The following is a 14,121-nucleotide window of genomic DNA, read 5'->3' as shown; positions in this document are numbered from 1 at the left end:
TCAAAACTTAGCATCTTTACGTGCTATATTGTTATGTGATTTCTCCTTGTGTCGAAATGACAGAGGGATTCAATATGATTATTTCCTCAAATTCCTAATTCGTTCTAAAAGTGTTGGATGTGAATAATGCATAAATACATACGCTTTATGCGGTGTTAAATTACTCAAACTATTTTTTGATAATTTTTTAAGCGATGTAATTAATGGTTCTGATTTAAAGGTGTTTTTAGCATAATCATCGGCTTGGTATTCGAACTTTCTAGAAAACAGATTCATAATCAACCCCGTAATTTCCGAAATAGGCGAGTAAAGTAATCCGAAAGCAATCAATCCAATATGAAAACTAGGAATTTCAACACCTAAAGCATTTGATAATAACGGATTTGAAATAAACAATGATAAAACAAATAAGGTTAATCCCGTTAATAAAATAGAAGCAAATAGATTGAAAATAATATGTTTCTTTTTATAATGTCCTACTTCATGCGCTAAAACAGCAACAATTTCATCCTCATCTAAATCATTAATTAGAGTGTCATAAAGCGTTACTCGTTTTTCACTTCCAAAGCCAGAAAAATAAGCATTGGCTTTGGTGCTACGTTTAGAGCCGTCAATTACAAAAATCTTATCTAATTTAAAGCCCACAGTTTTAGCATATGAGGCTATTTTATCGCGCAAGGTTCCAGCTTCTAAAGGTGTTTGTTTGTTAAATAAAGGGACAATAAGTTTGGAATAAAACATATTCATAAACAAAGTAAAAACAGCAACTAAAGCCCAAGCATATAGCCAAAAATTGGTTCCTGTAACTTGGTAAAACCAAATAATGAGTGCTAAAATTCCGCCACCAACAATGGTCATCATGAGCCAGCCTTTTATTTTGTCTAAAAAGAACGTTTTAATGGTTGTTTTATTAAATCCAAATTTTTCTTCAATGACAAAGGTGCTGTAATACGAGAAAGGCGTGGTTAGAATATCGCTGCCAATCATAATAATTCCAAAGAAAATTAAAGCGATTAGAATGGGGTTCTCAGAATAACCTCTAGCTATATTGTCTACAAATTCGAAACCATCAAAAAATAGAAATCCTAAGGTTAATACAAGTGAAAATGTAGAGGTTATAATTCCGAATTTATATTTTGTAGCTTTATAGTTTTGAGATTTTTTATACTCGGTTTCATCATAAACATCCTGTAACTCTTTTGGGAGTGTATCGTTGTAATGTTTCGCGTTTAAGGCATCTAAAACTTTATCAACGATAAAATTGATGATGATTATGGTGATTATGATGTAAAAAATAGTGTTTGCTGTCATGTTATAGTTTTTATAGGTCTTCGACTGCACTCAGACTGACATTGTAATCACGAGAAATTTTATTTAAAATCCCGTTGTCTTTTCGCTTCAAAAATAAGAATTCCTGCTGCAACCGATACATTCATAGAGTCTATTTCTCCCTGCATGGGAATAATAATATTTTGGGTAGCGTTTATACGCCACTCCTCACTTAAACCAGTCGCTTCTGTACCAACAACAATAGCCGTTGGTTTTGTGTAATCTTGCGTGTGATATGCAACAGATTCCTGTAAAATAGCAGCATAAATATTTATATTTTTCGATTTTAAAAAGCTAATAATTTCTGTAGTAGTTCCTGTAGCAATTTGATTAGTAAATACACAACCTACACTAGAGCGAATAATATTTGGATTGTATAAATCGGTTTTTGGGTTGGCAATAATAACGGCATCTGCATTAGCTGCATCGGCAGTTCTTAAAAGCGCACCAATATTTCCTGGTTTTTCTGGAGCTTCGGCAACTAAAATTAAAGGGTTTTTAGTGTTAAATTTTAAATTAGATATAATGTGTTCTTTACTTTTAGCAATAGCTAAAACTCCTTCGGTTGTATCTCTATAAGCGAGTTTTTCGTAAACCTCTTTTGATATTTCAATGAGGTTTGTTTGAAGAGTTATTAAGTTGTTAAGTTGTTCTAAAGAAAACAATTCAGGATAAAATAAAACAGTTTCTATTTCATAGTTTCCTTTGAATGCTAGCGAAACTTCTCGTTCGCCTTCAATTAAAAATGTGCCACTTTTTTTACGCTCGCGCGATTTGTCTTTTAATTGAACCAATTGCCGAATAAAAGGATTTTGTATGCTGGATATTAATTTTGTAGTCAATTATTTACTAGTTTTGTTTTGCAAATTTACGGTATTCTGATATATCAAGAACATAAGCCGAAAATGGATTAAAAAAAATATTTAGATATACATATAAACGATTGAAAAAATAATGATATACTGATGAAAATAAAAATTACGTTTATATTTATTGCATATTTGTTATTAACAGCTTTTGCTCAAGCTCAAGGGCCGCCAGCACCTTGTGGATATTTTACAAAATATGCCTGTGATGATAATAATGACGGTTTTACGTCATTTAATTTAATTGAATTATTTCCTTTCAATACTTTTTGCCCTTATAGTACAGGAGATGTCGTAGAAGAAGATTATCATTCTATTGTATATTATGAAAGTAGAGAGGATATGAATAATGAAATTAATCCGATTGCCAATCCTGAAGATTATATAAACATATCAAACCCACAAACTATTTTTTATAGAGCAAATGCTTTTAATATAAGTGGGATTTTTGAATTTCTAACTGCTGAAAATATAATTGAAACATCATTATTAGTACCGCCAGAATCTCTTCTATCGAATTATGATAATGATTCTGATGGATTATCAATTTTTGATTTAACTTCTGTTGATGTGTTTTGTAATTCAAATGATAAAAATAATTATTCGGTTAGTTATCATTTAACTTATACAGATGCTAATTCTGGAGCTAATCCTATTGTAAATCCTTCAACTTTTAAAAATACTACTAACCCTCAATATATTTATGTAAGAGCAGTACATAATACTAAAGGTAATATTGAAACAACAAATTTTATAGTAAAAGCTTTGTTTGCTGTTGCTAATCCTATTTCTGATGTTTATGTATGCGATAGTATAGATAGTTTTGATTTGACTAGTTTAGATAATACAGTTTTAGGGAATCAAAATCCTAATGACTTCACAATTTCATATTATTTATCTAATGCTAATGCTGAAGACAAAACAAATGTTTTGTCAAATATTTTTGAAACTTTAGTAGATGTAACTATTTTTTGTCGAGTTGAGGAAAATACTAAAAGAAGTTATGCTATAACATCTTTTAGTTTCTATATTTCTAAAACCTCATTTATAGCTCCTTTAGAAGCATATGAAGTTTGTGACGATGATGGAGATGGTAAAGCAACTTTTGATTTGGCTTCGATTAGAAATAAAATTATCCAAGATGCTAATTATAACTATTTCGATATTGCGATTTATTTAGATGCTAGAAATGAAATTTTTATCTCAGATCAGGATAGTTATATTAATATAACAAATCCACAAACCATTTACTTTAGTGTTCAAGATTGGGGAGGTCGTTTTGATTGTTTTACTATTTTGCCATTAGAATTAGTTGTTCAAGATTGTTCAACAAAAGGTGTGATTGAAATAAATGCTTTTTATGATGCCAATACTAATGATGGTTTTGAGGCTAACGAAATCAATTTTTTAAACGGAACACTTACTTATGAGGAAAATAATGATGGCGTACAACATAATTTATATTCGTCAAATGGCATTTTTAATATTATAAGTGATGATGACACTAATACTTATGATATTAGTTATGATATAAATAATGAATATGATTCTTGTTATAATATTACAACTACATCTTATGATGATATAAGTGTAATAAATGGTAGTACAGTAAATTATAACTTTCCAATTAATAAAGTAAAAGATTGTGGAGATATTGCACTTTATTTAACGTCTTACGCATCACCAAGACCTGGGTTTGATTATTTCAATCGGCTAGTAATTGTAAATAAAGGTTTAGAAACTGTAACTTCTGGTTCTGTTGAATTTACGAATGATTCCTCAGTGACTTTCAAAAATGTTTTGGGTATTGATTCTGGGAATTCTGTAACAAATACATCAACAGGATTTAGACTTGACTTTGTCAATTTGCAACCAAACCAAAGTGAATATGTAAATGTAATTATGAATGTTCCTGTTCCAACAAGTTTAGGGACGGTGTTAACTAATACGGTTGCTTATTCTGTTTCCGATTTAAATATTGAAAATAATAAATCAACGCTTTCAGAAGTAGTTATAGGTTCATACGATCCAAACGATATTGCAGAATCTAACGGACCAGAAATTCTCTATGATGATTTTACAACCGATGATTATCTCTATTACACCATCAGATTTCAAAACGTAGGAACTGCAAGCGCCATAAATGTATCAATTGATAATGCATTGGATGCTAAGTTAGATAAATCAACCATTCAAATGCTAAATGCTAGTCATGACTATGTGTTTAGAAGAACGAATAATCTATTAAATTGGAAGTTTGATAATATTCACCTGCCAAGTGAAGATATGGATGAACCAGCAAGTCATGGTTATGTATATTATAAAATCAAACCATTAGCTGGTTACAAAATTGGGGATGTAATACCTAACACTGCTGAAATTTATTTTGATTTCAACCCAGCCGTTATAACTAATACTTATAAAACAGAATTTGTGGCAACACTTTCCAATAAAAAGATTAGTGATTCAGAATTTTCAATTTCTCCAAACCCAGCAAATAATTCAGTAGAATTGAGTTTTGGTAAAGTGAATATAAGCAGCATAAACGTTAAGATCTATAATATTCAAGGAAAACAGATTTTAAAAGCATCTAAAACACTTCAAAATAAATCTGTGATTTTGGATGTTTCTAAATTAAAAAGCGGACTTTATTTTATAAAAGTTAGTGATGGTATTTCAGTAACAACAAAAAAACTTATAATAAACTAGAGTGTTTTATTATCAAAATAATTAGTCAATAAAGCTACTACATAACTATAACTTTCCATGCCTTTATTCTGTTGATTCGCTTTTAAAAAGTTACCATAAAATAGTTTAAAAAATGGCTCGGTAGGGTTTTGATGTGCTTCCCAAAAGTCACGCGATTCTTTATAGTTTTTTAAAATACCTATGTTAACATCTGCAATCAGATCCTCATATAAACACGAATCTCGTCTGTAAATTTCGTTCAAACAAAAGCGTAAAGCAAAGGTGTAGCCCGCATATTTAAAAAAAACATTGTCATGGTTTATAGCTGCTAAACATCCAATAAAATTAGCTTCGTTTTCGGCAGCATAACCCAATTGATGCGCCATTTCATGAGTTGTTGTGGTGGGGAATTTATAATCAGGAATTAAGGCGTTTACCTGAGCTTCGTTAGTTAATGGATTTAAATAACCACTAAACCCCATATAGGTTAGCGGATAACTAAATAGCGATTTTTTAATGCTTCTTGGTTTATATTCTAAATCAGGAAATACTTGTTTTAAATTTTCATAGCCTTCTAGAGCAAGTTTAAAAGTCGTTCTTTTACTAAAAGGGATCTTAACTTTAACGGTGTCATTTTTTGTGATTTCTAAATGAATTTTATTCGAAGATTCTAATAATTTTTCGGTAGCACCAATCAGTTTTTCAGTGGTGTAATTTTTGTTTAAATTTAAATTTTTATGAAGCGGTAATCGGTAATAATTTAAGCCCCAAAATAAATGAAAGGCAAAATAAATAATTGATAAAGCAGAAAACACATCAATAAACCAAAATTTTGTGTCTTTGCGCAGTCTTTTTCTATTTATAAAAAACCATCTTACGCAATAAATAATAGCAAGCGTATAAATTAAATCGCCAAACGAAAAAGGCATCCAGCCTAAAACATATCGAAATATTTTCGAAATAAAAGGATATAAACCATTACTGTAATAATTCTCAATAAATTCCGGGTAATTCGATAGTAACCTGACTATTAAATATTGCGGAATTAACAGTAAAGCAATAATGGTTTTTTTCTTTTTCAACATATTTCAAAAGTAATAAAATGTTTATTAATCCTGATTAGATATGTTACCTTTGTAGAACCTAAAAAATAACTCATGAGCTCAGAAATAAGACAACTTCAACCGCAAGAACTTTGGAATAAATTTGCAGATTTAAATGCTGTTCCGCGACCTTCAAAAAAAGAAGAACGCGTCATTGCTTTTATGAAAGATTTTGGTAAAAGTTTAAACCTTGAAACCATTGTAGATGAAGTTGGAAATGTTATTATAAAAAAGCCAGCAACGGTAGGTATGGAGGATAGAACCACTGTTGTATTGCAATCGCATTTAGATATGGTTCATCAAAAAAATAACGATACTAATTTTGATTTTGATACTCAAGGTATCGCTATGTATGTTGATGGCGATTGGGTAAAAGCAAAAGGCACCACACTTGGAGCCGATAACGGTTTAGGCGTGGCTACCATTATGGCAATTTTAGAAAGTACTGATATAGAACATCCAGCTATAGAAGCCTTATTTACTATTGATGAAGAAACGGGGATGACAGGTGCTATGGGCTTAAAAGGTGGTTTGTTATCTGGTGGGATTTTATTGAATTTAGATACAGAAGAAGATAATGAAATTGGTGTTGGTTGTGCAGGAGGCATAGATGTAACTGCAACCAGAAGTTATGAAGAAGAAGAAACACCTGAGTTTAAAATTGGATTTACTATTACGGTTAAAGGTTTACAAGGAGGACACTCAGGCATGCAAATTCATGAAGGTTTAGGGAACGCTAATAAAATTATGAATCGTGTATTATTTGATGGTTTTGAAAATTTTGGATTGCGAATTTCAGAAATTGATGGTGGTAGTTTGCGTAATGCGATTCCGCGAGAAAGTCATGCAATTGTGGCTATTGATGCGATTCATGAAGCTGCCTTTTTGTTAGAAATGAAGCAACAAGAAGCTATTATAAAAACGGAGTTAAAAACCATGGAACCAAATTTAGAAATTGTTGTTTCTAAATGTGAGACCCCTGAAAAAATAATGGATTTAGGTGTTCAAGAAGGTTTAACAAGAGCCATTTATGCTGCGTGTAATGGTGTATACAGAATGAGTGCAGATATTCCAGATTTGGTAGAAACATCTAATAATGTGGCACGAGTAATTGTTAAAGATGGAAATATTAAAATAGGATGCTTAACACGTTCCTCGGTTGAAAGTGCTAAATGGGATTTAGTAAATACACTTCGTGCAACGTTCGAGCTTACAGGTTGTGAAGTCGATGCTTCTGGTGATTATCCAGGGTGGACACCCAATATGGATTCTCCTATTTTAAAAGTGTTATCAAAGATTTATAAAGATATGAACGGGGAGGAGGCTCACGTTGCAGCTTGTCATGCAGGTTTAGAATGTGGTATTCTTGGAACCAATTATCCAGAGATGGATATGATTAGTTTTGGACCAAACATAAAAGGTGCACACTCACCAGATGAACGTGCTCAAATTTCTTCTGCTCAAAAATATTGGAAGTTTGTTTTAGAGATTTTGAAACAGATTCCTGTTAAATAGAATTAGAGTTTTTAGAATAAGCAAGAATAAAAAACAACTGATAACTTTGATTATCAGTTGTTTTTAAATTTGTATACTTTTTGTTTTTCCGTTTTTTGTAATAATGGCAAAACTTCCTTCAATTGTCATAGTATCATACTCGCAAGGGATTATAGTTTTTCCATCTAGATTCATCAATCCATGTTTATTGTGTTTTGAGACAAATACAAGATTATTTTCAACTTTAAATTTGTCATACTCGCAAGGAATTATTGTTTTTCCATCCAGATTCATTAATCCATGCTCATTGTATTTAGAAACAAAGACAAAACTTCCTTCGATTTCAAATCTGTGGTATTCGCAAGGAATGATCGTTTCTCCGTCTAGATTCATCAATCCTTTTTTATTTCCATTTAATGTAACAACAAAGCCTTCTTCAATTTCAAATTTATCATATATACATGGAATGATTGTTTTTCCATCTAGATTTATTATTCCATACTTGTTGTATTTAGAAACAAAAATGAAACTTCCTTCAATTTCAAATCTATTATATTCGCAAGGAATAATTGTTTCTCCATCAAGATTCATTAATCCTTTTTTATTTCCGTTTAATGTTACGATAAAACCTTCTCCAACTTCAAACCTATCATATTCGCAGGGAACTAATATTTTACCACCAAGAGTAACCAAACCATGCTTATTGTTTTTTGTAACAAACACATAATTTCCTTCGATTTTAAATTCGTCGAAGTCCTTGGTGTAATTAACTTTTCTGTGTTGATTTTCTAATTTAGTATTCTGTTCTTTTTTAGGGTTTTTGTCTTGACTTTTTAATACGGTTTCCTCTTCTTTTTTAGGTGTTTTAGATTGTGCATCAATACTAAATATGTTGATGCATATAAACGTTAATATTAAAATAGAAGTAGATAAGATTGAAATTTTTTTCATTGCATTTGTTTTAAAATTAAAGAGATCTTTTACATACCATAAAATAGTATGGCTTTTCAATTTTGAATTTTGATTTTCAGTTTCGAAAAAGTCAACTCCTAAAGTTTTAGAAATAATTTTAATAGTAGAGCTTCTTGGTTTTACATTTCCAGACTCAATACGCTGGATTGTGCGTGTAGTAATATTACATTTTTCTGCAACATCTGTTTGTGTAAGACCTCTAGCTTTTCTGATTTTAATTAGTTGTTTTCCAAAATCTAGTGTTTCCATTCAAAATGAATTTTAAGTAAAATTATCTGCAATCAATAAGCAATCCAAAAATCAATGTTGTTTTATGCACGACATTTACACGACACTTGATTATAAGTATTGTTAATACTGGGTTTTTGTTGAAAAATGTATGCTGTAATAACTTCCAATCATTATCGATTAGCTGATATGAAATCGTTATCTATTCGTTGTTTAACGAAGATAGTTGTAATTTTAATTAAATGAAATAGCTTTACCTAAGTTGTTTCAACCCTTCATAAATTACAATGCTTACGGCATTTGCTAAATTTAAACTTCTAACATGGTCGCTATATAAAGGGATTTTGAATAGTGAATTCTTATAAGTTTCGTTAATAGATTTAGGTAAGCCAACCGATTCTTTTCCGAAAATTAAAAACATGTCATCTTCAAAAGGAATATCCCAATGGCATTTATTTCCATGACTGGAAAGAAATGCCATTTTTTTGTCTTTGTTTTTATTAAAGAAGTCATCAATATTATCGTAATAAGTAACAGGTAAATGTTGCCAATAATCTAAACCAGCACGTTTTAAACGTGTGTCATTAATTTCAAAACCAAAAGGTTTTACAAGGTGTAAATGAGAACCAGAAGCCAAAGCTAATCTGCCAATGTTACCAGTATTGTTAGGTATTTCGGGTTCTATTAAAACGATATTAAGCGTCATTTTTTTTGAATATTTTTAGAAAAATAATGAGTATTAATAATACAAAAGGGAAGCCATGGAGTAATGTGTCAAACCAATCCATTAGTTGCATGTCTTTTGCTCCACCAATAATCCAGCGTAGTTTGCCAACAATATGAGGTTCTGGGGTAAAAGGAGCTAAGCCTAAAGATAAACAAAGTAAAACAATGAGTTTCCAGTTTTTTATTAGTGCCATATTCATATAATACAAAGGAGTTATAAAATCAAAAACCTATTCTAAACAGAATAGGTTTTGTTTTATATTAGTTGAAATATTATGCTTCAACTTGAGGCTTTCCTATTTCGTCAATTTCTAATGAGTTTTCAATTTTTGGGTCTGGTCCATATTGATTTGGACCTTTATCACCTTCGGTTACAAATAATACAAAAAGCCATATTCCACCTATAAATGGAATTAATCCTATTAAATAAAACCATCCACTTTTACCAACATCATGAAGTCTTCTAACACCTACAGCTAAACTTGGAATGAATACACCTAAAGTATAAATAGCATATAAGCCGAATAAGGCAGGAGTATCTGTTGCACTTGCAATACCGCCAGAAATTGTTGCAATTGCTATAATAAATATTGCATTAAATAATACAAACATCCAATACTCTTGGCGTCTTGCCCTTCCGTTAAAATTAGCGTAGTTGTCTCTTACTACTTTTAAATACCATTTCATAAATTTTGATTAGTGATTATTATAAATCAAATATATTTAATTTAAGATATTATTTACAAATTTATTAATATTATTTATGCCTTCATTTGTGACATGCTTTACAAAAGCACTTCCAATTATAGCGCCTTTTGCATATTTTGTAGCTTGGGTAAATGTTTCGTTGTTACTAATACCAAAACCAATAACTTGAGGGTTTTTCAGGTTCATATTTGCAATACGTTCAAAGTATTGCGTTTGCTCGTCTCCAAAACCAGATTGAGTTCCTGTTGTACTTGCGCTACTTACCATATATATAAATCCGTTTGAAATAGAATCGATATACCTGATGCGTTCATCACTTGTTTGTGGTGTGATTAAAAACACATTAATGAGTCCGTATTTTTCAAAAATAGCTTGATATTCTTCATGATATACATCTACTGGTAAATCGGGTATAATTAACCCATCAATACCAATTTCCTGACATTTTTTACAGAAAGCTTCAACACCGTATTGAAACATAGGGTTAAAGTATCCCATGATGATTAAAGGAATTGATACGTTCTTACGAATATCTTTTAATTGATTAAAAAGCACTTCAGATGTCATGCCGTTTTTTAAAGCTTGAGTGGAACTTGCTTGAATGGTTGGGCCATCTGCTAAAGGGTCGCTAAATGGTAAGCCAATTTCAATCATATCGACACCATTTTTTTCTAAATTTTGAATGATGGAAACGGTATCATTCATACTTGGATAACCAGCTGTAAAATATATAGACAGTAACTTTTTGTCTTCTTGTAATTTGGTGTTTATTCTGTTCATTGTAAATGAATATTTTTTCATTCCCTCGAAGGAGGGAATTTTTTATCTTTTTTGTTATATATATTCTGAAAGATCTTTCCAATCAGGATTTAATCCATTAATTAAATTAATCTTCCATTCTCGATTCCACTTTTTTATTTGTCGTTCTCTTTTGATAGAATTATTAACGTATTTGGTTGTTTCAAAATAGACCAATTTATCAACATTGTATTTTCCAGTAAATGTTTTTAAATTATTGTTTTTATGTTGAACTAATCTAGTTTTTAATTGTTTTGTTCGACCAACATATAATACTGTATGGTTTTTATTTGTTAATATGTAAACGTAATGAACATCCATTATTTTATTATGATATTTCCGCCTTCGCGGAAATGAAAAAAATAAAAACCTTAAATTTTAAAATATTCTATATAGTTGTTCAAATCCTTATCACCACGCCCCGATAAACTCACTACAACAACATCTTCAGGTTTAAAGGTTTTTTGTTCAAAAATGGCTAAAGCATGTGAGCTTTCAATAGCAGGGATAATACCTTCTAGTTTACATAACTCTAAACCAGCATTCATAGCATCGTCATCTGTAACGGCCATAAATTCGGCACGACCTGTTTTGCATAAATGGGCATGCATAGGACCAACACCTGGGTAATCTAAGCCAGCTGAAATAGAATAGGGTTCAGTAATTTGTCCGTCGTTAGTTTGCATCAACATGGTTTTACAACCGTGAATAATGCCTTCTTTTCCTAAAACAGAAGTTGCTGCACTTTCGCCAGAATCTACTCCTAAACCAGCTGCTTCTACGGCAATAATTTTAACATCTTCTTCGTGTAAATAATGGTAATAAGTACCTGCAGCGTTACTACCACCGCCAATACAAGCTACAACATAATCAGGATTTTCTCTACCTTCTTGTTCCTTTAATTGCCATTTTATTTCTTCTGAAATAACCGATTGGAAACGTGTAACCATATCAGGATAAGGATGAGGCCCAATAGCAGAACCAATAATATAATGTGTGTTTACAGGGTTGTTAATCCAATCGCGAATGGCTTCATTAGTAGCATCTTTTAAAGTTCTACTTCCTGATAATGCTGGTACAACCGTTGCTCCAAGCATTTTCATACGTGCCACATTTGGTGCTTGACGTGCAATATCAATTTCTCCCATATAAACAATACACTCTAAGCCCATTAAAGCACAAACCGTTGCAGTAGCAACACCATGTTGTCCTGCTCCCGTTTCAGCAATAATACGGTGTTTCCCTAAACGTTTAGCCATTAGAATTTGACCAATAGTATTATTTATTTTGTGAGCTCCTGTATGATTTAAATCTTCGCGCTTTAAATAAATTTTGGTATTATACTTTTCTGAAAGACGTTTAGCAAAATAGAGTGGAGAAGGGCGTCCCACATAATCTTTTAAAAGTTGATCGAACTCCTTTTTAAAATCAGGTTCTGCCATAACTTTTAGATAGTTTTGGCGTAATTCTTCTACGTTTGGATAGAGCATTTCTGGTATGAATGCACCTCCAAATTCGCCGTAGTATCCTTTTTCGTTTACGTTGTAATTCATAATTTCTATCATTTCTGCAGAGGCAGAAATCTGTTTAATTTATGTTTTATTTATAATCGATTCCGTATCAAGTGCGGAATGACAAGTTTTGTTTAAATTCTTTTAAATCTTCTATGTTTTTTAATCCGGGTTCTATTTCAAATTTGCTATTTACATCTAAAGCATAGCAATGCTTTGAAGCTTCGCTCTGTTGAAATTTTTTAATATCTTCAATTTGATTTAGTCCAATACCGCCGCTTAAAAAGAAAGGAGTAGTGGACGGGTAGTTATTTAAAACAGTCCAATCGAATGTGTATCCGTTGCCTCCTGGAAGTTTTCCTTTGGTGTCAAAAAGGAAGTAATGAACAATGCCTTCATAGGGTTTTAAAACACTGAAATCGAATTCATCTTTTATTGAAAATACTTTAAAGATTTCAATATTTTTGGATTGTAGTTCTTTACAATATTCAGGCGATTCTTCTCCGTGTAATTGAACAGCTTGTAAATTGTGCTTTTTTATTTTATCGAGAACAAACTCTAAATCTGCATTAACGAAAACGCCCGTTTTTTTTATTGATTTTGGTAATTCAGGAATTACAGTGTCAAAATTCCTTGCAGATTTTTCATAAAATATAAAACCAAGATAATCTGGTTGCAAAGCTGCAACGTGTTTGATGTTATCTTGATATTTCATGCCGCAAACCTTTAGTTTCATCTTTTCTGTCATTCCTGCGAAGGCAGGAATCTATTTAATTTTAGTTTATATTTATAATGGATTCCGCAACAAGTGCGGAAAGACAAACTTATTCTTCTAATTTGTTTATAAATTCTGTTGCACTAGCTCCAGGATTATCCGTTTTCATGAAATTTTCACCTATTAAAAACCCTTGGTATCCGTAAGGTTGTAATTCTTTTATGGCTTCAATGTTACTAATGCCGCTTTCAGAAACTTTCACAAAGTCATTAGGGATTAATGTACTTAATGTTTTACTAGTTTCTAAACTGACATCAAACGTTTTTAAGTTCCTGTTGTTTACGCCCAACATATCTAAACTAGGCATGATAGATTTGTGTAATTCTTCTTCGTTATGTACTTCTAAAAGTACATCTAGATGTAAGCTTTTTGCAAATTCTGAAAATTGTTTTATTTCATCTCTAGTTAGAATGGCCGCTATTAGCAAAATAACATCGGCACCGTATGCTTTGGCTTCTAAAAGTTGGTACTCGTCTATGATGAACTCTTTACGTAATAATGGTAAACTACAACTTGCTCTTGCCGTTAGTAAATCGTCTAAAGAACCTCCAAAATATTTTCCATCTGTTAAAACAGACATCCCACAAACACCTGCGTTTTCATAACCTTTTGCAACATCTTGAACGTTTAAAGTGTTATTAATTACAGATTTTGAAGGTGAACGTCTTTTATGCTCTGCTATAATTCCAGATTTGCTGTTTCGTAAGTTTTTAGCAAGAGACACGGTTTGTCTTTCAAATAAAACAGATTGTTCTAATTGAGATGTTGGAATGAGTTGCTTTCTTAGGGCTACTTCATTTCTTTTATCTAATGTTATTTTGTCTAAAATATTCATGTTTTTAATTTATTTCTGTTCATTTTGTCTTGATACAAAACGAACCAAAAAATCAAATCAATCTGATGAAATCCCTGCGGAACATTCG

General features: G+C 31.3%; 14 protein-coding genes. 2 read left to right on the top strand and 12 right to left on the bottom strand.

Annotation, left to right across the window (positions count from 1 at the left end; all coding sequences use genetic code 11):
* Positions 1 to 78: 78 nt before the first annotated feature.
* Together RHP49_02565 and RHP49_02560 are read right to left on the bottom strand one after the other, a co-directional pair.
* Positions 79 to 1,311 (bottom strand): M48 family metallopeptidase, encoded by a 1,233-nt coding sequence (locus RHP49_02565; protein ID WNH13144.1) that lies wholly within the window; start codon positions 1,309 to 1,311, stop codon positions 79 to 81.
* A 59-nt stretch (positions 1,312 to 1,370) separates the two neighbouring features.
* The gene (locus tag RHP49_02560; GenBank protein ID WNH13143.1) at positions 1,371 to 2,171 is read right to left on the bottom strand and encodes an RNA methyltransferase; all 801 of its coding nucleotides are present in this window, start codon (positions 2,169 to 2,171) and stop codon (positions 1,371 to 1,373) included.
* A gap of 123 nt (positions 2,172 to 2,294) precedes the next feature.
* Between RHP49_02560 and RHP49_02555 the strand changes: the two genes are divergently transcribed.
* Entirely contained in the window at positions 2,295 to 4,904 is a 2,610-nt protein-coding gene (locus tag RHP49_02555) for a T9SS type A sorting domain-containing protein (protein WNH13142.1), read from the top strand.
* Here RHP49_02555 and RHP49_02550 read toward each other — a convergent pair.
* The gene (locus tag RHP49_02550; protein WNH13141.1) at positions 4,901 to 5,968 is read right to left on the bottom strand and encodes a DUF3810 domain-containing protein; all 1,068 of its coding nucleotides are present in this window, start codon (positions 5,966 to 5,968) and stop codon (positions 4,901 to 4,903) included. The genes RHP49_02555 and RHP49_02550 overlap by 4 nt on opposite strands.
* 72 nt (positions 5,969 to 6,040) lie before the next feature.
* Here RHP49_02550 and RHP49_02545 point away from each other — a divergent pair, with 72 nt between their 5' ends.
* Positions 6,041 to 7,501: an aminoacyl-histidine dipeptidase gene (locus RHP49_02545; GenBank protein ID WNH13140.1), complete on the top strand. Its 1,461-nt coding sequence runs from the start codon at positions 6,041 to 6,043 to the stop codon at positions 7,499 to 7,501.
* Between the two features lie 63 nt (positions 7,502 to 7,564).
* Here RHP49_02545 and RHP49_02540 read toward each other — a convergent pair whose 3' ends face one another.
* The 9 genes from RHP49_02540 to trpC form a co-directional block, all read right to left on the bottom strand.
* Complete coding sequence (locus RHP49_02540; protein ID WNH13139.1) at positions 7,565 to 8,701, bottom strand: WG repeat-containing protein; 1,137 nt, start codon at positions 8,699 to 8,701, stop codon at positions 7,565 to 7,567.
* A 232-nt stretch (positions 8,702 to 8,933) separates the two neighbouring features.
* On the bottom strand, positions 8,934 to 9,386 hold the full coding sequence (locus tag RHP49_02535; GenBank protein ID WNH13138.1) for a tRNA (cytidine(34)-2'-O)-methyltransferase: 453 nt from the start codon (positions 9,384 to 9,386) through the stop codon (positions 8,934 to 8,936).
* The gene (locus tag RHP49_02530; protein WNH13137.1) at positions 9,376 to 9,600 is read right to left on the bottom strand and encodes a hypothetical protein; all 225 of its coding nucleotides are present in this window, start codon (positions 9,598 to 9,600) and stop codon (positions 9,376 to 9,378) included. The genes RHP49_02535 and RHP49_02530 overlap by 11 nt, the downstream gene beginning before the upstream one ends.
* A 79-nt stretch (positions 9,601 to 9,679) precedes the next feature.
* Positions 9,680 to 10,093, bottom strand: coding sequence for a DUF805 domain-containing protein (locus RHP49_02525; GenBank protein WNH13136.1), 414 nt, complete (start codon positions 10,091 to 10,093; stop codon positions 9,680 to 9,682).
* A 36-nt stretch (positions 10,094 to 10,129) separates the two neighbouring features.
* On the bottom strand, positions 10,130 to 10,894 hold the full coding sequence (gene trpA, locus RHP49_02520) for a tryptophan synthase subunit alpha (protein WNH13135.1): 765 nt from the start codon (positions 10,892 to 10,894) through the stop codon (positions 10,130 to 10,132).
* Positions 10,895 to 10,948: 54 nt separating this feature from the next.
* Positions 10,949 to 11,233 carry a GIY-YIG nuclease family protein gene (locus RHP49_02515; protein ID WNH13134.1) on the bottom strand — a complete coding sequence of 95 codons (285 nt, stop codon included), beginning with the start codon at positions 11,231 to 11,233 and terminating at the stop codon, positions 10,949 to 10,951.
* 50 nt (positions 11,234 to 11,283) lie between these two features.
* Positions 11,284 to 12,465, bottom strand: a complete 1,182-nt coding sequence (gene trpB / locus RHP49_02510; GenBank protein WNH13133.1) for a tryptophan synthase subunit beta — start codon at positions 12,463 to 12,465, stop codon at positions 11,284 to 11,286.
* Positions 12,466 to 12,532: 67 nt separating this feature from the next.
* Positions 12,533 to 13,138 carry a phosphoribosylanthranilate isomerase gene (locus RHP49_02505; protein ID WNH13132.1) on the bottom strand — a complete coding sequence of 202 codons (606 nt, stop codon included), beginning with the start codon at positions 13,136 to 13,138 and terminating at the stop codon, positions 12,533 to 12,535.
* 109 nt (positions 13,139 to 13,247) lie between these two features.
* Positions 13,248 to 14,033 carry an indole-3-glycerol phosphate synthase TrpC gene (trpC, locus tag RHP49_02500; protein ID WNH13131.1) on the bottom strand — a complete coding sequence of 262 codons (786 nt, stop codon included), beginning with the start codon at positions 14,031 to 14,033 and terminating at the stop codon, positions 13,248 to 13,250.
* Between the last annotated feature and the right edge of the window lie 88 nt (positions 14,034 to 14,121).

It is taken from the genome of Flavobacteriaceae bacterium HL-DH10, from assembly GCA_031826515.1.
GTDB classification, from domain to species: domain Bacteria; phylum Bacteroidota; class Bacteroidia; order Flavobacteriales; family Flavobacteriaceae; genus Thalassobellus; species Thalassobellus suaedae.
This window is presented reverse-complemented; position numbering and strand designations above follow the sequence as displayed.

Bases quoted from the DNA above. Each gene is read 5' to 3' on its own strand.
- RHP49_02565 (WNH13144.1), bottom strand. From the start codon at position 1,311: ATGACAGCAAACACTATTTTTTACATCATAATCACCATAATCATCATC.
- RHP49_02555 (WNH13142.1), top strand. From the start codon at position 2,295: ATGAAAATAAAAATTACGTTTATATTTATTGCATATTTGTTATTAACA.
- RHP49_02550 (WNH13141.1), bottom strand. From the start codon at position 5,968: ATGTTGAAAAAGAAAAAAACCATTATTGCTTTACTGTTAATTCCGCAA.
- RHP49_02545 (WNH13140.1), top strand. From the start codon at position 6,041: ATGAGCTCAGAAATAAGACAACTTCAACCGCAAGAACTTTGGAATAAA.
- RHP49_02540 (WNH13139.1), bottom strand. From the start codon at position 8,701: ATGGAAACACTAGATTTTGGAAAACAACTAATTAAAATCAGAAAAGCT.
- RHP49_02535 (WNH13138.1), bottom strand. From the start codon at position 9,386: ATGACGCTTAATATCGTTTTAATAGAACCCGAAATACCTAACAATACT.
- RHP49_02530 (WNH13137.1), bottom strand. From the start codon at position 9,600: ATGGCACTAATAAAAAACTGGAAACTCATTGTTTTACTTTGTTTATCT.
- RHP49_02525 (WNH13136.1), bottom strand. From the start codon at position 10,093: ATGAAATGGTATTTAAAAGTAGTAAGAGACAACTACGCTAATTTTAAC.
- trpA (WNH13135.1), bottom strand. From the start codon at position 10,894: ATGAACAGAATAAACACCAAATTACAAGAAGACAAAAAGTTACTGTCT.
- RHP49_02515 (WNH13134.1), bottom strand. From the start codon at position 11,233: ATGGATGTTCATTACGTTTACATATTAACAAATAAAAACCATACAGTA.
- trpB (WNH13133.1), bottom strand. From the start codon at position 12,465: ATGAATTACAACGTAAACGAAAAAGGATACTACGGCGAATTTGGAGGT.
- RHP49_02505 (WNH13132.1), bottom strand. From the start codon at position 13,138: ATGAAATATCAAGATAACATCAAACACGTTGCAGCTTTGCAACCAGAT.
- trpC (WNH13131.1), bottom strand. From the start codon at position 14,033: ATGAATATTTTAGACAAAATAACATTAGATAAAAGAAATGAAGTAGCC.